The organism is Limosilactobacillus mucosae, assembly GCF_046939755.1.
GTDB lineage: Bacteria > Bacillota > Bacilli > Lactobacillales > Lactobacillaceae > Limosilactobacillus > Limosilactobacillus mucosae_A.
The window spans coordinates 129319-148835 of record NZ_JBKZAY010000002.1 but is presented as its reverse complement, the minus strand read 5'-3'; the positions used below and the strand labels follow the sequence as shown (position 1 = coordinate 148835).

13 protein-coding genes are annotated in these 19517 nt (G+C 47.5%); 5 read left to right on the top strand and 8 right to left on the bottom strand.

Annotation, left to right across the window (positions count from 1 at the left end):
• Positions 1 to 449: 449 nt before the first annotated feature.
• From ACLUWI_RS01575 to ACLUWI_RS01565, 3 genes are all read right to left on the bottom strand, one after another.
• Positions 450 to 1814 (bottom strand): amino acid permease, encoded by a 1365-nt coding sequence (locus ACLUWI_RS01575; protein WP_412145879.1) that lies wholly within the window; start codon positions 1812 to 1814, stop codon positions 450 to 452.
• 331 nt (positions 1815 to 2145) lie between these two features.
• Positions 2146 to 2889, bottom strand: a complete 744-nt coding sequence (locus ACLUWI_RS01570) for an amino acid ABC transporter ATP-binding protein (protein ID WP_412145878.1) — start codon at positions 2887 to 2889, stop codon at positions 2146 to 2148.
• 1 nt (position 2890) lies between these two features.
• Positions 2891 to 4306 (bottom strand): ABC transporter substrate-binding protein/permease, encoded by a 1416-nt coding sequence (locus ACLUWI_RS01565; protein WP_412145903.1) that lies wholly within the window; start codon positions 4304 to 4306, stop codon positions 2891 to 2893.
• A 580-nt stretch (positions 4307 to 4886) separates the two neighbouring features.
• Here ACLUWI_RS01565 and tyrS point away from each other — a divergent pair.
• Together tyrS and trpS are read left to right on the top strand one after the other, a co-directional pair.
• On the top strand, positions 4887 to 6143 hold the full coding sequence (gene tyrS / locus ACLUWI_RS01560) for a tyrosine--tRNA ligase (protein ID WP_412145877.1): 1257 nt from the start codon (positions 4887 to 4889) through the stop codon (positions 6141 to 6143).
• 250 nt (positions 6144 to 6393) lie between these two features.
• On the top strand, positions 6394 to 7419 hold the full coding sequence (gene trpS / locus ACLUWI_RS01555) for a tryptophan--tRNA ligase (RefSeq protein ID WP_169461820.1): 1026 nt from the start codon (positions 6394 to 6396) through the stop codon (positions 7417 to 7419).
• A 47-nt stretch (positions 7420 to 7466) separates the two neighbouring features.
• On the opposite strand, the gene hdcC is transcribed toward trpS, so the two are convergent.
• The 5 genes from hdcC to ACLUWI_RS01530 form a co-directional block, all read right to left on the bottom strand.
• Complete coding sequence (gene hdcC, locus ACLUWI_RS01550) at positions 7467 to 8951, bottom strand: histidine-histamine antiporter (protein ID WP_412145876.1); 1485 nt, start codon at positions 8949 to 8951, stop codon at positions 7467 to 7469.
• A gap of 183 nt (positions 8952 to 9134) precedes the next feature.
• Complete coding sequence (locus ACLUWI_RS01545; protein WP_412145875.1) at positions 9135 to 10304, bottom strand: MFS transporter; 1170 nt, start codon at positions 10302 to 10304, stop codon at positions 9135 to 9137.
• 155 nt (positions 10305 to 10459) lie between these two features.
• A complete protein-coding gene (gene serS, locus ACLUWI_RS01540) occupies positions 10460 to 11764 on the bottom strand; it encodes a serine--tRNA ligase (RefSeq protein ID WP_412145874.1) in 1305 nt (434 codons plus the stop codon).
• A 285-nt stretch (positions 11765 to 12049) separates the two neighbouring features.
• Entirely contained in the window at positions 12050 to 15163 is a 3114-nt protein-coding gene (locus ACLUWI_RS01535; protein WP_412145873.1) for an SbcC/MukB-like Walker B domain-containing protein, read from the bottom strand.
• Between the two features lie 2 nt (positions 15164 to 15165).
• Positions 15166 to 16281: an exonuclease SbcCD subunit D gene (locus ACLUWI_RS01530; protein ID WP_412145872.1), complete on the bottom strand. Its 1116-nt coding sequence runs from the start codon at positions 16279 to 16281 to the stop codon at positions 15166 to 15168.
• A 303-nt stretch (positions 16282 to 16584) separates the two neighbouring features.
• Between ACLUWI_RS01530 and ACLUWI_RS01525 the strand changes: the two genes are divergently transcribed.
• From ACLUWI_RS01525 to dltB, 3 genes are read left to right on the top strand one after another with little or no spacing between them, the layout of a single operon-like run.
• Positions 16585 to 16725 carry a teichoic acid D-Ala incorporation-associated protein DltX gene (locus ACLUWI_RS01525; protein WP_412145871.1) on the top strand — a complete coding sequence of 47 codons (141 nt, stop codon included), beginning with the start codon at positions 16585 to 16587 and terminating at the stop codon, positions 16723 to 16725.
• 11 nt (positions 16726 to 16736) lie between these two features.
• A complete protein-coding gene (dltA, locus tag ACLUWI_RS01520; RefSeq protein WP_412145870.1) occupies positions 16737 to 18272 on the top strand; it encodes a D-alanine--poly(phosphoribitol) ligase subunit DltA in 1536 nt (511 codons plus the stop codon).
• On the top strand, positions 18269 to 19486 hold the full coding sequence (gene dltB / locus ACLUWI_RS01515) for a D-alanyl-lipoteichoic acid biosynthesis protein DltB (protein WP_412145869.1): 1218 nt from the start codon (positions 18269 to 18271) through the stop codon (positions 19484 to 19486). The genes dltA and dltB overlap by 4 nt, the downstream gene beginning before the upstream one ends.
• Positions 19487 to 19517: the final 31 nt, after the last annotated feature.

Genomic DNA, 19517 nt, shown 5'->3' with positions numbered 1-19517 from the left:
CATTCACCAGGCCTCGGGGAAGAAGCGCTTGCCGTTGCCATACTTAATATCAAAACTCGATTATTTACCTTGCTTACTTAGATCTGGTCTCTTTATGCCAAGAGATCTCATGCAACTTCGATTGTCGACGTTCTCAAATAAGGTTGTACATTAGATACGGCCACTAATTTAGTTAGTTAACAAGCTTTCTTCAGGAAATTCAATTTATTGTGTGATGTGGGGTGTGTTATGCTGCCATCGCCCAAATTAAAGGCGATTGCTGAATACATTTACATTTGCAACGGATGAGGTTTCTTCCATGCTTTTATTATAAAATCATCACATCTAAAAGTCAACTTAAACCGCGCCGTTAAAGCAATGGAAGCGCTATCTTAATTATACGATTTTCCAATTTTTTTCGTTTAAATCAAATGATCTAAACAGGCTTTTTGATTTGGTATAAAATCTTTTTAATCTTTAGCCTGCTTACGTTTATCAACGACCGTATAGCCAACAAACAGCGCGATAAACCAGACAAAACTGATCAGCAATGGCAAACGAGTTGACTTAACAAAGAACAGAATTACCAAAATGGCAATAAAGAAGATAATCGTCAGCCAGCTGGTTAATGGGAAACCTGGCATGTTGAAAGCAGCCACGCCTTTAGGATGCTTTTGACGGTAGACGATGTGGCACCACAAGATAATCAGCCAGACAAAGACAAAGTTGATCGTTGAGACCCCCGAAACAATGTTAAAGATTCCGGCTGGCATGATGTAGTTCAAGATAACAACGATAAATAAAATCAATGACGAGAACTGCAATGCATTGTTTGGTACAGCTTGATTGCTCAGCTTGGCAAACTTTTGCGGTGCGTTATGACCAGTTGCCAAAGCGTACAGTGATCGACTGGTACTAAAAATTGAACTGTTGGTTGCTGACATTGCCGCCGTCAAAACCACGAAATTCAAGATTGCAGCCGCCCCTGGAATTCCCACGGCTTGGAACAGCTGAACAAATGGGCTGGAAGTCGTCTTGATCATGTTCCATGGGTAAACGGACATCATAGCAATCATCGAGCCAATGTAGAACAATCCAATCCGTACTGGCAGCGTGTTGATTGCCTTAGGAATGTCGTTGTTGGGATCCTTGGTTTCCCCAGCCGTCAGACCAACCATTTCAATTCCGACAAACGCAAAGACCACCATTTGGAAACTCATCAAAAAGCCGAGGATGCCTTTCGGGAAGAAACCGCCGTGCGACCACAGATTGCTAAATGAGGCTGGGTCAGAACCCTTGACTGGGAAGTGAATAAAGACCATCACCAAACCGATTACGATCAGTGCCAGGATTGCAACCACCTTGATCATTGCAAACCAGCTCTCCATTTCACCAAACAAGCCAACGTTAATCATGTTGACCAGCATCAATAAGACGATAATAACCAACGGCCCAACCCATTGTGGCAGATTAGGGAACCAGTAGCGCAGGTAGATCCCGGTCGCGGTCAAGTCGGCCATTGCCAGACTCAGCCAACAAGACCAGTATGTCCAGCCGGCCACAAATTCCATCCGGTCGCCCAGATATTCCTTAACTGAATCAATAAACGAGTGCTTGGTAGTATCGGCCAGGATTAATTCACCTAAGGCCCGCATCATAAAGAAGCAGAAGATCCCCACGATCAGGTAAGACAAAATGATCGAAGGACCCGCGGCGTGAATAGCCGTCCCCGAACCTAAGAACAGTCCGGTCCCGATTGCCCCACCAATGGCAATCATCGTGATATGACGACTTTTCAGCGCCCGTGATAGTTTTTGCTCTTGTTGTTCATCCATACTTTCTCTCCTGTAAAACTCTCAATGACAAACATTCCTGTACAGGAGGGCGGCAACGCTGACGCAAACAAAAACGTCCCTGACACTAACTTGTGTCAGGGACGTTTTTCAACGCGGTTCCACCCATCTTGCAGACATCTTATATGTCCGCCGCTCTAGCAGTCGATAGAGGAACCACCCTTCATTTCAACGTTGATGCCATAAGATCGATCCCGTGCTTGCAGCTGAGCAGCGGGTCTCTGTAAATCGACCAATAATTAAAAGTTACTAATCATTATAGCGATTTTATAACGTTTGTCAAATCCTAAATCAAGAAATCTCGAACAAATCACTATACGTTCAGCACTTTGTTAAGGAAATTCTGGGTATCCGGGTGCTGTGGATGGTCAAAAATTTGTTCTGGCGTACCATCTTCGCGGATTTTGCCATCATGGAAGAATACCACGCGATCAGCCACCCGCTTGGCAAAGCCCATTTCGTGGGTCACAACCATCATGGTCATTCCTTCTTTGGCCAAGTCCTGCATAACGCCCAATACATCACCAACCATTTCTGGGTCAAGGGCACTGGTTGGTTCGTCAAACAGCATCACGTCTGGCTTCATCGCCAAAGCACGCGCAATCGCCACCCGCTGCTTTTGCCCACCAGAAAGCGTCCGTGGATTAACATTGGCTTTTTCTTTCAAACCAACGATGTCCAAATAGTGCAAGGCAGCTTCGTGGGCTTCTTCCTTGCTCATCTTCTTCAGTTCCACAGGTGCCAGCGTGATGTTATCAATCACTGACATGTTAGGGAACAGATTGAAGTGTTGGAACACCATCCCGATGTTTTGCCGCACCAGGTTGATGTCAGTCTTCGGGTCGGCAATGTCGTAGCCATCAATATAGATATGACCGCTGTTTGGCACTTCCAAGCGGTTCAGGCAGCGCAGAAACGTACTCTTCCCCGAACCAGAAGGCCCAATCATGCAGACAACCTCACTTGGCTTAATGGCTAGATCGATCCCTTTTAAGACCTCATTTTCGCCATAGCTCTTGTGAAGGTCCTTGACTTGTACCTTGTATTGCTTGTCCATGCTATGCCTCCATTCTCTTTTGAACGTAATTCGACAGCCACGTCAGCAGCGTAATGATAATCATATATATTACGGCGATGATCAGCCACATCTTGAACCCTTCCATGTTACGGGCGATGATGACGGTCCCGGTCTGCGTCAGTTCCATGACCCCAATTGCTGAAAGAATCGAGGTATCCTTCAGCGTAATGATCAATTGGTTAACCAAAGATGGCACCATGATCTTCAAACCTTGTGGCGCGATAACCTTAACCAGCGCCTTGGAGTATGGCAGCCCCAGACTGCGAGCAGCTTCCCACTGACCAACGTCAACGGCTTCAAAGCCACCCCGGACAATGGCACCAACATAGGCCCCTTCATCGAGCATCAAAGTCAAGACCCCGGCCGTAAACAGCGGAATCTTTTGGCCAATTACGTTTGGCAGCCCGATGTAGATAAAGAAGGCCAAAACCATCATTGGAATCCCACGGAAGATGTAGATAATCGTGCTGGAAAGGCCCTTCCAGAACTTGCCTTCCGCAATGCCCATAACACCTAATACCAAACCAAATAACAATGCGCACAGCGAACCAATGATTGTCAGCTTAATCGTTTCCCAAAGACCAGTCAGCAAGGCTTTGCGGTTGTTTCTGATCAGCCCAAAGATCGTCCGGTCCTTGCTGCTTTCAGTCTTCGTACCGCTGCCTTTCGTGTACTTGTCAATCAGCTTTTGCATCCGGCCCGTCTTTTGCATCCATTTGATCCCATCGTTGATCTTAGCCTGCAGTTCTTTGTTCTGACCTTTCTTAAAGCCGATTGCGATTGGCGTGGCATTAATCTGTTTAGTAACGATCTTCAAAGGCATACCATTGCGAATTCCGTATTGCAGAACCGGACCGTCATCAAACGTAGCTGCCCCGTTACCGCTCTTAACGTCATTCCACATTGCATTGGAAGTCGTAAAGTACTTGATCTTAAAGCCATACTTGTCCTTGATGGATTCAGCGTACAAGGCACCAGCAGCCCCAGACTTAACGTCAACCGTCTTGCCCTTAAGCTGGCTCATCTTAGTGATCTTGCTATTTTTGCCGACCGCCATGACGATCCCATCTTTATAGTAGGAAGTTGAAAAGTCGATTTTGGCCTTTCGTTCGTCGGTAACGCTCATCCCACCCATACCGGCATCAATCTGACCGGAATCCAGGGCCTGCAGAATGGCGTTAAAGCTCATGATTTTGTATTGATACTTGAAATGCTCGTGCTTGGCAATCATACGAATCATTTCAGGCTCAATTCCGGGATTTTTACCGGTATAGGTCCCTTGCTTGTTTTGAATTTCAAAGGGAGCAAAGGTGTCGACAACTCCGATCGTGTATGTCTGTTCGGCATGCGCCACCTGCTTGTTGACAAATAATCCAGCGAACGTTGTCATCAGCATTACCGCGCAGCTGATAATTGTGCGTTGCCACCATGACTTCTTCAAATTCCTCACTCCTTTTTACTTATTTTTTAACCATTTACTAATATTCGCGTACTGAATACTTTATCACCTTTTTAATATAAAAAGAAATATAATCATGTCAAAACCATGAACAATTAATATTGTAAGGCCATTATAATTAATTAAAGAATGTAACTATTCCAAAAAACTTAATTAAGTAAATCTAAAATTCAATTAACCAGTTTTTTGGCAACTGTTAACTTTTAATTTTGAAACCGCTGTCGATTTAACATTTTTAAGCGACTTGACTTTTTGCACAAATTCATGTTTAAATACCCCTAACTAAGACGCGCAGGAACTCAGTAGGCAGCGACTCCCTGTTCACAGAAAACCGGCCCAGCTGAAACCCGGTACACAGTCGTTTGGCGAATTACAATCCTGCAGCAACGTCGCTGAACTGAAACCAATGAGGTGCGTCATGCACGAAGATGGGTGGTACCACGAGCAATTCGTCCCAGAGCCGGTGAGCGGTTCTGGGACGTTTTTCGTTCCTCATGACATTTTTGGAGGTATTTAAATGAATATTATTGATGAACTGACCTGGCGCGGGGCCGTTAATCAGGTAACGGACGAAGAAGGCCTGCGCGAACTGACGGAAAACGAAAAGATCGGCCTCTACTGCGGGACCGATCCAACCGGCGACAGTCTGCACATTGGCCACCTGATTCCGTTTATGATGCTGAAGCGATTCCAGCTGGCCGGTCACCATCCCGTTATCATCATCGGGGGCGGGACCGGTGCGATTGGGGATCCATCCGGGCGCAAAACCGAGCGGACCCTACAGACGGAATCTCAGCTGGAGCACAACGTTAAGGCCCTGACCAACCAGATGATTAAGCTGTTTGGGACGGAAAACTTCACCATCGTCAACAACTACGACTGGCTGTCCAAATTGAGCATGATCGACTTTCTGCGCGACTACGGCAAGCTGTTCAGTGTGAATACGATGCTGAACAAGGAAGTCGTAGCCAGCCGTTTGGAAACCGGGATCTCCTACACCGAGTTCACCTACCAGATCCTGCAGTCCATCGACTTTTTGCACCTCTACCGGCATAATGACGTTCACCTGCAGATTGGCGGGGCTGATCAATGGGGCAACATTACTTCTGGGATTGATCTGATCCATAAGATTGAAGGCCCTGATGCCAAAGCGTTTGGTCTGACGATTCCGCTGATGCTTAAATCTGACGGGACCAAGTTTGGCAAGACGGCGGGCGGTGTCGTCTGGCTGGATCCAGAAAAGACGACGCCATACGAGTTCTACCAATTCTGGATCAACCAAGATGACCGCGACGTTGTTAAATACCTGAAGTACTTCACTTTCCTGAGCAAAGAAGAAATCGATGCCCTGGCCGAAAAAGTCAAGACCGAGCCATGGAAGCGCGAGGCCCAAAAGACGCTGGCACGCGAGGTTACCAAGTTCGTGCACGGTGAAAAAGCCGTTGCAGAAGCCGAACGCATTACGGCAGCCCTGTTCTCCGGCGACGTTGCCCAACTGTCCGCCAGCGAGATCGAACAAGGCTTCAAGAACATGCCATCCGTTGAGGTTGCCGACCAAAAACAGAACATTATCCTGTGGCTGGTTGACGACACCAAGATCGAGCCTTCCCGTCGTCAGGCCCGCGAAGACGTTAAAAACGGCGCCATCCGCATCAACGGCGAACAGATCACGGACGAAAATGCTGAAATCGATCCAAGCATGCATTTTGACGGCAAGTTCGTGATCGTCCGCAAGGGTAAGAAGCGCTACTGGCTGGCACGGGTGAAGAAGTAGTTGCCCCCAGCCGCTGGTTTTGCGTTATAATATAGTTATCATGCACGGTGCGATAGTAGTACGGCCACTAACAGAGAGATTCCAAACGCTGAGAGGAGTCACGGCTAAGCGAAATGGAGCGGTGCCAACAACTGAATCAAAAGCATTTAAGTGAGGGGCTTTCCCCTAAATTAGGTGGCACCGCGGCAAAGATCGTCCTATTCTCATTTGGAGAGGGCGGTCTTTTTTGGTGCTGAAAGGAGTTTTTCTTATGAAGTTTGATCCCAGCAAAAAAGTCGTTTTAAGCGGCGACCGGCCAACCGGTAAGCTGCACATTGGCCATTACGTTGGCTCACTAAAGGAACGCGTGCGAATGCAAAACAGCGGCAACTATAACATGTTCATCATGATTGCCGATCAGCAGGCTTTGACCGATAATGCCCGCGATCCCGAAAAGATCCACAATAGTCTGATTCAAGTCGCCTTAGACTATCTGGCAGTCGGTTTGGACCCAGCCAAGTCAACGATATACATTCAATCACAGATTCCTGCTTTATCCGAGCTCAACATGTACTACTTGAACCTGGTTACGCTATCACGGCTCGAACGCAACCCAACCGTTAAGGCTGAGATTCAGCAAAAGAACTTTAACCGTTCAATTCCGGCCGGCTTTTTAACCTATCCTGTCAGCCAAACCGCTGATATCACGGCATTTAAGTGTGAGCTGGTACCAGTTGGCGATGACCAAGAGCCAATGATGGAACAGGCACGGGAAATCGTCCGTTCATTCAATAATATCTATGGCGACATTCTGGTTGAGCCAAAGGGGATTTTCCCACCCAAAGGCCAAGGGCGAATTCCTGGTCTGGACGGCAACGCCAAGATGAGCAAGTCTTTGGGCAACGCCATTTACTTGAGCGATGATGAAAAAACACTGCAAAAGAAGGTCATGTCCATGTACACCGATCCAACCCACATTCACGTTGAAGATCCTGGCCATATTGAAGGCAACGTGGTCTTTACCTACCTGGACATCTTTGATCCCGATAAGGAAAAGGTGCAGGAATTAAAGGAACAATATCAAGCTGGCGGTCTGGGCGACGTTAAGATCAAGCGCTACTTGTTTGAGGTCTTAAACAACGAGCTCAAGCCAATTCGCGAGCGCCGCGCCGAATTTGCCAAAGACATTCCAGCCGTCTACGACATGCTCAAGCAAGGCTGTGCCGACGCCAATGAAGTAGCCAACCAAACGCTGGCTGAAGTCCGTCACGCTATGGGTCTGGACTATTTTGCCTAACTGAATCAAAAAAGCTTTGCATGAGGTTCACGCAAAGCTTTTTATTTTTAATGACCTAAGGAAAGCAGCGTCATAAACGGCTGTCTGATCAGCCCCATCAAAACGTCAATTCCCAAAACCGCGATGACGACAATCACGGCGGCCAAAATCTTTTCCGCATGCGTAAAGATTTGTTGACCATGCTGACGACGCGCATACAGATACATCGGCATGCCCACCAGGTAGACGATGAATTCGGCCACGGTATACTTTAAGCCCGCCGAAACGCCCATTAAAAGCGTGTAGACAAAGGCCAGGCCCGCGATGATCATCCCCCGCTTCGGGTTGTGCTTGCCGCTATATTCATGATGCATGGCAATCTTAAACAAGTAGGCCTCGGCAACCAGATAGGGCGGAATCGTCGTCGCCGCGCTGATTAAAAGCAGCTTTTCATAGGCCTGGCCGTCAAAGTGCGCCATGAGAATAATCGCTTGAATCGTTACCGTGGCCACCAAAATAGCAAACACCGGCTGATCGTTGGCGTTGGTTTTGGCAAAGGCCCGCGGGAACGTCCCATCCTGGACGGCGGCGTGCTGCGGCAGCTCACAGATCATTTCCAGCCAAGAGATCCAGCTGGCCAGCACCGTTAAAATCAAGGTCAGACTGATGATATTACGGCCCCAGACGTTATGCCAGATGCTGGTCAGAATCGCAGCCGTTGAAGGCGAGGCCAGCCGCATCAACTGACCATATGAGAAGACCCCCAGCGACAGCAGACTGATCAAAATATCGATCGTAATGCAGATTAAAAAACCGACCAGCGTGGCCATTTTGACCTGGCTGCGCTTTTTGGCTCGGCCTGCCATGACCGCTGCTCCTTCAATGCCGCTAAACATCCACAGCGTAACCATCATCGTTGCCAGCGTCTGCTTTGATACGCTGCCCAGATTCAGATTATGTACGGATGGCATTACCACGTTGGCCTGCATGTCCGTCGTGAATTTCTGCCAGCTGAAGTTGCCCATTAAGGATACGATCAAGACGGTGATTACGATCATTAAGAAAATCATGGCAATTTTTTGCATCCGGTTGGAAGACTTAGTGCCTTTTAACGTCAGCCCCGTCATCCCCCAAGTCAAAAGCGAGGCCCCGATCATCGACGGCCAATTGTTGCCGCCCGCAAACGTCCCTGGGAAAAAGTAGTTGAGCGTGTTCATGACCAGCACCGCGAACGCTGCATTGGTCGCACAGTTGGAAACAAAATATCCCCACGCGGTCAAAAAGCCGACAAACGGACCAAAGCCCTTCACGCCATAGTCATACATACCGGCCGTCAAATCAGGCTTTACGGCACTTAGAATCATAAAGACCTCAGCAATCAGCCACATGCCAATCCCTGTCGTAATCCAGGCCAGCATCTGCGCTGTCGCCCCCGCAACCGTCGCCATGTTTTTAGGCAGATCAAAAATCGCCGAACCAATCATGGCACTGACACAGATCGCGACCAGCCCGGCAAAACTTAATTGATTATCCCGTACCTTTGAATTCGTCATTGCGATCGCCGTCCCCTCTAAATATCCACTCCTTTTTTCGAAAACGATTTCATTCCTACTTATTATTATAGACTTGGCTATCTGCAGGTGGCGCGTTAATTTTCGATAGCCATTATCATTTATGCCAAAATAGAGCAAAAATTCAAAAATGGCTTGTCGCTTCTAAGCACGACAAGCCATTTTTTATTTAATCACCTTGATGGAGCGTCTGGACACCATGATCGCGTACAGCCAGGTAACCAACATCATGACAAAGACCGAGATAAACAAGAAGTTATAGCCGGCCTGGTCAACCATCCAGCCGCCATACACCGGTCCCAGCGCCCGGCCAATCGACATGGCAACGTTGGGCATGCCTTGATACTTACCGGTTTCCTCCGCAACGGTCAAGACATCGATATAAGCCGGCACGGAAGGAATCCCGACCATTTCTCCAATCGTCAGAATCACAAAGTCAACGACAAACATCGCAAAACTGTGCACCCAGATCAGCAGCGGAAACGAGATGGCAAAAATCGCAATCCCAATAATAATCTGCCGCTTAACTGAAAGATAATCGGCTAATCTGGTAACCAGCGGCTGGCCCAAAACGATGACCGCGCCATTGATCGTCCATAATAGACTGTAGGCAAAGAATGGAATCTGCATATCGGTAATGTGTACCGACATGACGCTTTCCCATAAAGCATAGCTCAAATAGACCGTTACCAGACACAAACAGTAGGCATAAACGATGTGGACGTTATGACGCGGACTCTTGTTGACGGTTGCCTTTTGGTTCTTGGTCGTTTGTTTGGGCCGCACGTCAACGTTAAAGTGCAGCACCGTGATCAAAAGATAGGCGCCATAACAGACACTGGCCACGATAAAGACAATCTCGATCCCCAGGTCCAACAGCGTTCCGACCAGCAGCGTTCCGACTACGACGCCCACGTTAAGTGCCATATACAGCATATTATAGACGTAGCGGGCAGTATGTCCCGTTACGGCTGAGCCATAGGAGTTGATTACCGTCAGTCCTGAACCGTCCGCAAAGCAGATCACCGCCAGCAGAATCGGAAACATCGGCCAGCCATGAAAGAAAATCATCAAGACATTGCCCAAAGTGGCGACCGTCACGGTGATAACCGCGGCCGCGTAAGGCTTCCAGTTGTCAAACAGCCAGCCGCCCAGGTAATTGCCAAACATCATCCCCATGGAACTGAAAAAGATTACCAAGCCCGCGACCGTCATCGACTTATTCAAGTACTCATGCACATAGATCGTCGTCAAGGGCCAAAGCATCGCGGCGCCGGCATTATTGAGCAGGCTTGCCATGAACAGCCACTTGAGCTTGATGGATTGGCGTGGCATAAATATGCACCCTTTCTAAACATTAAAGCCCCTTTTCCGTGCAGCAGGCCGACACGGCAAGGGGCTTTATTTTCCGCGTCTGGCCAGGTTGAAACTTTCTTTGTCTCTAGTTTACCAGACATTTTAACAACTCTTCAAATTGAGAGCTGATTGGATTACTTGTGCAGGTAGTTAAATGGCACCGCGTTTTCTGGCGTGATCTTGGTGATGCCATGCATGTAAGGTACCAGCACTTCTGGAACCGTGATCGTACCATCGGCATTTTGGTAGTTTTCCAAGATGGCAGCTACCGTCCGACCAACCGCCAAACCAGAACCATTCAGCGTGTGAACCAGCTGCAGCTTGCCATTTTCGTCACGGTAGGTAATGTGCATCCGCCGTGCCTGGAAGTCGGTACAATTCGAACAGCTGGAGATTTCGCGATACTTGTCTTGGGCTGGCATCCAGACTTCGATATCATGCGTTTCAGCCGAAGTAAAGCTCATATCGCCAGTCGACAGCGTGATAACGTGATATGGCAGACCAAGCTTTTGCAGAATATTTTCAGCATTCTTAGTCATCTTTTCCAGTTCGTCAAATGAGGTTTCTGGCTTAACGTACTTAACCATTTCAACCTTATTGAACTGGTGCATCCGAATCAGACCACGCGTGTCACGGCCGGCCGAGCCAGCTTCAGAACGGAACGATGGCGACAGTGCCGTTACGTATACCGGCAGTTTGTCGGTTGGAATCTCCTCACCAGAGAAGTAGTTGGTCAAAGGAACTTCCGCCGTTGGAATCAACGTCATGTCCTCGCCGTTGACCTGGTAGACGCCTTCCTTAAACTTAGGGAATTGACCAGTACCATACATGGATTGTGCCTTAACGATGTATGGTGGCAGAACTTCCGTGTAGCCTTCCTTCATGTGTTCATCCAGCATGAAGTTGTAGACGGCCCGTTCCAGTTGGGCACCCAAGCCAACATAGTAGACGAACCGCGCGCCGGAAACCTTGGCTGCCCGGTCAAAGTCCAGGATGCCGAGCTTTTCGCCCAGATCCCAGTGGTGCTTCGGCTCAAAGGCAAACTTAGTTGGTTCGCCAACCCTGTATTCTTCGCGGTTGCTGTCTTCATCAGGACCAACCGGCACGCCATCACGTGGTACGTTTGGCAAGTGCGCCAGCTTGTCGTTTAAGATCGTGTCGTTTTCTTCGACCTCAACGTCCAGCTTCTTGATGTCTTCACCAACCTGACGCATTTCGGCAATCGCGTCATCGGCTGATTCATGATTGCGCTTGGCTTCACCGATCTTCTTGGAAGCAGCGTTGCGCTTAGCTTTCAGCGTTTCGGTCTGCTGCAGCAGTTCGCGCCGCTTTTCATCCAGGGCCAGCACTTCGTCAATGTCTTTTGGATCAACGTTACGCGTTGCCAGCTTTTGCTTAAAGAATTCAGGGTCTTTGCGAATCTTCTTGATATCGAGCATCTAAAATTCCTCCTAGGTATATAAAAAGAGCCACTTCATCCTTATTTTGGGACGAAATGGCTCTGGTTCCGCGGTACCACCCAAGTTCGACAAAGATTTGTCACGCTCTGCATGGATAACGGCCATGAACCCGTGCGGCATTACCCGCCCACATTTAACGACACCGGAGTTTCGATCGCCGGCTTGCACCAACCGCCAGCTCTCTTTAGATCTACTTTAAAATGTCTTCGTGTTTTATATCATCGCTATCTTATTACATCCTGTCTGATTTGGCAACATTTTCGACTAATTTACCGCAAAGTCATGCTGATAGCTGACGTGACTCTTGCCCTCTTTTGAGCTGACCTTAAGCTGGTCGGGAATCCGTTCTTCCAACTCAGCAACGTGACTGATGATCCCAACCATGCGCGAATTGCCTTCCAAAGTCTGCAAAGCATTAAGTGCCTTATTCAATGCATCGGGATCCAATGAGCCAAACCCTTCATCGACAAATAAAGCATCAATTTGAATCCCGCCAGCCTGCTGCTGAATGATCTCCCCCAATGAAAGCGCCATTGCCAGCGAGGCTACAAACGTCTCTCCACCAGATAAGGTATGCACGCTGCGCACCTTGCCGACATCACCATCTCTGACGCTGACCTCCAAGCCGCTCCATTTGGTATTGGAGCCGCTATTATCATCCAAAACAAATTCATAGCGGCCATTGGTCAGTTCATACAGCCGCCGATTGGCATTTTCCAAAACCGCTTTAAAGTAGTGGCGCAAAACATAGCGTTCCAATGACAGATTCGAGTTATTCTTACCGTTCATAGTATTGACCAAATCAGCCAATCGATCCAGCTCAGCCTGCTGATCACCCTGCACTTTTTGCAGTTCTTCAACTTGATGCACCGTTTTTTGCTGTTGGCCAAACTGTTCTTTTAATTGGCCTAGCTCACGCTGTTTTTGGTCGCGCTGCTCAGCTGCTTTATTTAATGCCTGCTGAGTAGCAGCTATTTGTGGTCTTGGTCGATTATTGATTTCTTTTAGAAGATGCTGGTAGCGATCAAGATTGACCTTAATGGCCTGCTGATAGTTATTGACGGTTTGCTGCAGACTTTCCAGTTGATTCAACTGTTTAAAATCAGTTTCAAACCTTAACCATTCTGCTTTAGGGTCATGATTTTGCAAAGCCTGCTGCAACGTTTCCTGCAACTGTTGCACGCGCTGTAATTGCTCAGCCAGACTTTCTTGATCCCGCTTGATGGTAGCCTGAATAGCAGCTGCCTGTTTTTGATAGTCTTGTAATTCAGCTTGAGTCTGCTCGGTTTGCTGCTGATATTTTTGCAGCTGATTTTGCCAGACTTGAACCTGCTGTTGGGCCGCATTCAAATCAGCAAACTCATTTGGCAGCTGCTTTAATCTGGCCGTCAGCTCACCATTAAGCTCAGCCATTTTTGCCGCCTGCTGCTGACGCGTTTGATCTAGTTCTTGTTGACGTTGGGTCAATTGATCTAGTTTTTGCTGTTCAGCTTGCTGTTGCTGTTGGATTGCCTTTAATTCTTGGATCGCCATCTGTGTTTGGGCATAGTCTTTTTCAGCAATTTGAGCACGCTGCCGCAGTTCTAGAGTCAGCTGATCCAAATCTGCATCTGGCAGCTGACTGGCATCTTTTAGCTGCGTCAGCTCGTCAGTATAGTCTTGAACTTGATCTTTCAGCTGTTCTTCTAAACCGTACTCTTTTTCCTGCGTCTTGGCCAGTTGAGCCTGTGCATCATCCAGTGCCTGGCGTGCTTGTTTTAAAGCACTGCCGGCAGCTTGAATCTCATCCAGTGAAACTTGAGCAACCAGATTGCCGGGCTGTGGATGCTCGATTGAGCCGCAGACTGGACAAGGATAGCCAGGCTTTAAATGTGTAGCCAGTTCAGCAATCTGTAAGGCCGCGTGTTTTTGATCAGCAGTTTGAAACTCAGTCAGTGCCGTCTGGTAATTTTGAGTCGCCTGTTTTTGAGCCATCTTAGCTTGCTGCAGACTATTTTGTTGTTTGACGATTACTTGATGATGCTGCTGCAGCGTTTGGAGTCGTTCCAATAATTTTTGGCTGACATTGCGTGCTTCAAGCTGCCTTTCAATCAAGCGGCTGTCAGTCTGCTGCTGCAGTTTTTGAGCTTGTCTTGTTAATTGGTCTACCTGATTTGTCTGCTGCTGGGTGGCAGTCTGGGCGGACTGTACCTCATCAGTCAAATGCTTTAACTGCTGTTGTTCAGTTTGAATCTGCTGCTTGAGGATCGCCGTTTCCTGGTAGCGCGGCAATTGATTTTCCAAGGCAATTTTTTGTTGATTGATTTGATCGATCAGTGGCTGCTGAGCTTGCAGCTCTTGACTGGACTTCTGTAAATTCTGCAGCTGTTGATCAAGACGTTCGGCTTGACTTTTGCGCTGTTTCAAACTATTTTTCAGCCCCAGTACCGTCGACTGGGCCAGTTGCCAGGCATCATATTCACTTTGTTGCTGACGAGCCCACTGCAACTCATCAATCAGATGCTGCTGACTTTGAATCATTGGCAGCTGCTGATCCAATTCTTGTTTGGCTGCCTGATTTTTTGCCAGTTCATTATAAGCCTGCTGCAGATTTTGTTCCACGTGAAACTGCTCATTCAGTTTCTCAGCTTTGGCTTGTGCTGCTTTGGCATCCTGAGTCTGTTTTTCAAGTGCTTGTTGACGCTGCTGCATCAGTTCTGCAGCTGTTTTCAGCCATTGCGCAGGTTCTTTTTGATCAGCCAGCTCAGTAATGCCTACCATCAGTTGTTCCATCTGTTTTTGACTGTCATGGCTGGCCGTCTGCATTGTCGTCAGCTGATCTTTCATTTTTTGCGTCCAATCAGCATACAGTTGCGTACCAAACAATTCAGCCAACAGCTCGTTTTTGTTATTGCTGTCTGATTCCAAAAACTCACGAAACTTTCCTTGCGGCAGCAATACAATTTGACGAAACTGCTCAGCGTTGATGCCTAAAAGATCTTCAATAAAGTGGTTGGCATCAGTAACCTTGGTAATTTCTTTTTTTTGCCCGTTTTTTTCATAGAAAAGATTGACCTTTTGCGTTTTATGGCGATCCTGCTTGGGTTCGCGAACAACCTGATAGTTTTTTTTCTGATGCTCAAACCAAAACGTTACCCGGGTCAATTCTTTAGCGTCGGCAAAGTCAGAGCGCAGTTTTTCCGCCGTCCGACCATTACGATTGTCATCATCAGTCGTTGAACCAAACAGGCTAAAACACATTGCATCAAAAATCGTTGTCTTGCCACTGCCCGTTTTACCACTGATCAAAAAGAGCGGCACTTCATCAAATTCAGTAAAATCAATGGTTTCATCGACATATGAGCCGAAGTTTTCTAATTTGAGCTTTAACGGCTTCATTTTTACCCCTCCTCAATTTCGGTTAAAGCAGCTTGTGCCCATTGACGCTGCTGATCATCAAGCTTTTGATCAGCATGAACCATGCCATAAAACTCGTTTAATAATGACATCGGATCCATTTTGGCCGTCTGCATCGTCTTAAGATCTGCATTGCTTTGCTGATTGGGACGATTAATTTCAATAATTTTTGGATAGTGAATGCGCAGTCGATTCATCAAATCATCGATCAGCTTTGTATCTGTCAGTTGAATAGCTACATAGTCTTGTGTCTGATCGTATTTAACGGCCAGATCACCCGTTGTCAGTTCTTTAAACGATCCCTTCAAAACCACCAGATCATGCAATGGCTGCAAGGGTACCCAAGTTAGTTTGAATGGGTCAGTATCAACGATCCAGACGCCTTTTTGAATATTGGCCTCAGAAACCGAAAATTTGAGCGGTGAGCCACTATAGCGCATGCGTTCTTCATTTAAGGCCCGTGGATTGTGCAGGTGACCCAGCGCTACATAGTCAAAATCTCTTAACAATGAAGTTGGCACGGCATCCAAGCCTCCAACTTCAACTTGAATTTCAGAATCAGTATGTGAACTGCCGGCCGCAAAAAAGTGCGCCACCAAAACGTGTTTTTTGTCTGGTTCAAACAAATGCTTCATTTTTTCAACAATTAAAGTCATCGCCTGACCAACTGATTTAACATCTTGATCAAAATAGTTGCGGACTTCTTGCAGATTAAAAAACGGCAGCAAGAAAAACTGTGTATCAGCAATCACAACTGGCTCAAAGGCACTAGCCAGCGTCGTATGCAGGTAAAAATCGGTTGTCTCGAACCATTCACTGCCCGTAGCCAGGCGTGCGGCCGAATCATGGTTGCCGCTGATCGCCAATAGCGGCAGATGATCATTTAGATTCAGCTGCTTGAGCATTCCATTCAGCTGCTCAACCGCCTGCTCACTGGCTAAGCCTCGATCATACAGATCGCCTGCAATAACAACGGCATCGACCTGATAGTCTTTAGCCAGCTGTTCAATCTGATCAAACGCCGCGGCCTGCTCTTCAGCAAGCGAAAAATCATGCAGTTTCTTACCGATATGCCAATCGGCCGTATGTAAAAATCTCATGAGACCTTCCTTTCTATCGAACAAGCATTCGCATCGTCAACATTATATCATAATGCCAACTGAAAATTAACTTGGTTCAAATTCAAAGTTTCTTCGCATTTTATTAATATTTTATATAGATTCGTTTTTTCTAGAATGAGCAATAATCCGCCACATTAAGGCATTTTCAGCAAATTTAACAATCAATTTGCCTGTTAAATTAACAGTTTTCTTAACCAATGCTTAACATTTCATTTTCGGCTTTTGGTATATAGTAAGGTGGTACCTTTCCAAGAAAACGTTAGGCAAAGGAGTGATTAGTGAATGTTGGCAGCTCTCAAAAGCCACCCTGTCGCTGGATTTCTGCTTAAAACGTTCTTTTATTTTATCGTCTTAATGCTGTTGATCTACTTATACGGATACTATGGCGCTGGTCAGGCACCGTTTATCTATAATGAATTCTAGCGGAGGAAATAATGATTTCTAATATTGTTCGCGAGTTTGACCGCGTGGCAAAATCAAATGCCACCCGTGTTGTTTATGACGAAATGGGTCAGACTCACACGTACCAAGATTTATTGGTTGATTCAAATGCTTTCGCGGCTTGGCTCGATCAAGAAAAAATCGTTCCTAAAGATGGTCCAATCATGTTTTATGGCGACCATCAATTTGAAATGGTGGCCGGTTTTGTCGGCGGCTTGAAAGCAGGCCATGCCTACATTCCCGTTGAAGTTGGCTCAGCTTTGCCCCGGATGCAGTCAATTATTGATGCTGCCAATCCGCGACTGGTCGTAGCCATCGATGATTTTCCCGTTGAAAAGCTGAACTACGATGGGGCCGTTATCAACAAATCCGAACTAAAACAGATTTTTGCTCGAAAAACGCCCTATGAAGCAACGCATGAAGTCACGGGCGACCATCCTTTCTACGTGCTGTTTACCTCGGGTACAACCGGCTCGCCAAAAGGAGTTGAGATCAGCCACGACAATATCTGTTCATTTGCCAACTGGATGCTGGGCGACAGCTTTGACATCCCGGCCCATCAAATTTACCTGGGACAGGTGCCATTCTCGTTTGACGTCTCGCATATGTACTGGCTGACTGGTCTGCTGTCCGGCAGCACGGTTCAAACCTTGCCGCTATCTGTTGTGCAAAACCTGGGGCAGCTGTTTACCACGCTGCCTAAGCTTGACATTACGGTCTTTGTCGGTACGCCTTCATTTGGCGACATGGCGCTGCTCAGTCCTCAGTTTAATCACGAACAGATGCCAAACCTAAAGTACTTTGTCTTCTGCGGTGAAGAACTGACGACCTCGACCGTCAAGCGGCTGTTCAAGCGATTCCCGGAAGCGCGCGTCTTTAACACCTATGGCCCAACCGAAGCTGCCGTGGCCGTTACCAGCATGGAAATCACACCGGCAATGGCCAACAGTCACGAACGGCTGCCAATCGGCTATGACAAGCCTGGCGTAACTACCACGATCTGGAAAGACGGTCAACCCGTTTCTGAACCAAACGTCCACGGCGAGATCATTATCAGTGGCGACAGCGTGGCTAAGGGTTACATGAACAACCCTGAAAAAACGGTCAAAAACTTCTTTAAATATAACGGCGTCCAGTCATATCGCACCGGTGACGAAGGCTTTATCGATCAAGACGGCATTCGTCACATCATTGGCCGAATGGATTTTCAAATCAAGCTGCACGGCTTTCGGGTTGAACTGGATGAGGTCCGCAACAGTCTGGAGCTAAGCGAATACATTAAGCAGGCAATTGCCGTGCCCAAGTACAACAAGCATCATCAGGTCAGTCATCTGATCGGCTACGTGATTGCACAGCCCAATGACTTTAAAGATGAGAAAGAATTGACTCAGGCCATCCGTCAAAGTCTGGCCGGCAAGATCATGGACTATATGATGCCAACCCAGTTCGTCTACGTTGACAGCTTCCCGAAGTCCGCAAATGGCAAGATTGCGGTTAAGCAGATGATCGCGGAGGCCAATCAATCATGAGCTGGCTTGAAAGTCTTCCCAACTACACGGCTTATGGCACGCCATCGTACTTTATCTACCTGCTGATTGCCGTCTTGCCAATGGGAATCAGCCTGTACTTTGGCAAGCGGCTGGCTTGGTATGAGGCCATTGTCAGCTTCCTGTTTATCTTCTTTATGTTTGATGGTTCCAGTGCCCCTCAGCTGATTTCTCTAATCGGCTACGTAGTCTATCAAACGATCCTGGTAATAGGCTACTTCCATTATCGGCAAAAAAAGAACGCGGCGGGCGTCTTCTACTTGATGACGTTCCTATCGCTTTTGCCGATCATCATCGTCAAGTTCACGCCGGCGATGGTTGGTCACAACTCACTGCTGGGCTTTTTGGGAATCAGCTACCTGACTTTCCGAGCGGTCGGCACGATTATCGAGACGCGGGATGGGGCCGTCAAAGACCTCAACTGGTGGAAATTCATCCGCTTTTTGCTGTTTATGCCAACCATCACTTCCGGGCCGATTGATCGCTATCGGCGCTTTTCAAAAGACTATCGCAAAGTTCCCAGTCGCGAAAAATACCTTGAGATGGTCGAGAAAGCCGTTAAATATCTTTTCATCGGCTTTTTATACAAATTCGTCCTAGCCTACCTGTTTGGTCAGGTCTGGCTGCCGGCGGTTGAACATCAGGCTATGATGTACGCGCCACATTTAAGCTGGTGGGTCGTTGCCGTAGCCTATGTCTATGCCGGTGATCTTTACTTCGACTTTGCCGGCTACTCGCTGTTTGCCGTTGCCATCAGTTATTTAATGGGTGTCGAGACGCCAATGAACTTCAACAAGCCGTTCGTTGCCAAAAACATCAAGGAATTCTGGAATCGCTGGCACATGACGCTTTCATTCTGGTTCCGCGACTACATCTTCATGCGGTTCGTCTTTTTGGCCAGCAAGAAGCATTGGTTTAAGAATCGCAACGTCCTGTCATCGGTTGCCTACATGATCAATATGCTGGTCATGGGCTTTTGGCACGGGGTTACCTGGTACTACATTCTCTATGGTTTCCTGCATGGGAGCGCGCTGGTCATTAATGACTGGTGGCTGCGTTACAAGCGCAAGCACCTGCACATCAAGACCAATGCCTTTACCAAGGGCGTGGCCATGTTTATTACGTTTAACTTTGTCGTCTTTTCATTCTTGATCTTCTGCGGCTTTTTGAACACGCTGTGGTTTGTCAAACATTAATCTGAGTACTTATTTTTTTGGAGGTTATATC

Bases quoted from the DNA above. Each gene is read 5' to 3' on its own strand.
- ACLUWI_RS01575 (WP_412145879.1), bottom strand. From the start codon at position 1,814: ATGGATGAACAACAAGAGCAAAAACTATCACGGGCGCTGAAAAGTCGT.
- ACLUWI_RS01570 (WP_412145878.1), bottom strand. From the start codon at position 2,889: ATGGACAAGCAATACAAGGTACAAGTCAAGGACCTTCACAAGAGCTAT.
- ACLUWI_RS01565 (WP_412145903.1), bottom strand. From the start codon at position 4,306: ATGCTGATGACAACGTTCGCTGGATTATTTGTCAACAAGCAGGTGGCG.
- tyrS (WP_412145877.1), top strand. From the start codon at position 4,887: ATGAATATTATTGATGAACTGACCTGGCGCGGGGCCGTTAATCAGGTA.
- trpS (WP_169461820.1), top strand. From the start codon at position 6,394: ATGAAGTTTGATCCCAGCAAAAAAGTCGTTTTAAGCGGCGACCGGCCA.
- hdcC (WP_412145876.1), bottom strand. From the start codon at position 8,951: ATGACGAATTCAAAGGTACGGGATAATCAATTAAGTTTTGCCGGGCTG.
- ACLUWI_RS01545 (WP_412145875.1), bottom strand. From the start codon at position 10,304: ATGCCACGCCAATCCATCAAGCTCAAGTGGCTGTTCATGGCAAGCCTG.
- serS (WP_412145874.1), bottom strand. From the start codon at position 11,764: ATGCTCGATATCAAGAAGATTCGCAAAGACCCTGAATTCTTTAAGCAA.
- ACLUWI_RS01535 (WP_412145873.1), bottom strand. From the start codon at position 15,163: ATGAAGCCGTTAAAGCTCAAATTAGAAAACTTCGGCTCATATGTCGAT.
- ACLUWI_RS01530 (WP_412145872.1), bottom strand. From the start codon at position 16,281: ATGAGATTTTTACATACGGCCGATTGGCATATCGGTAAGAAACTGCAT.
- ACLUWI_RS01525 (WP_412145871.1), top strand. From the start codon at position 16,585: ATGTTGGCAGCTCTCAAAAGCCACCCTGTCGCTGGATTTCTGCTTAAA.
- dltA (WP_412145870.1), top strand. From the start codon at position 16,737: ATGATTTCTAATATTGTTCGCGAGTTTGACCGCGTGGCAAAATCAAAT.
- dltB (WP_412145869.1), top strand. From the start codon at position 18,269: ATGAGCTGGCTTGAAAGTCTTCCCAACTACACGGCTTATGGCACGCCA.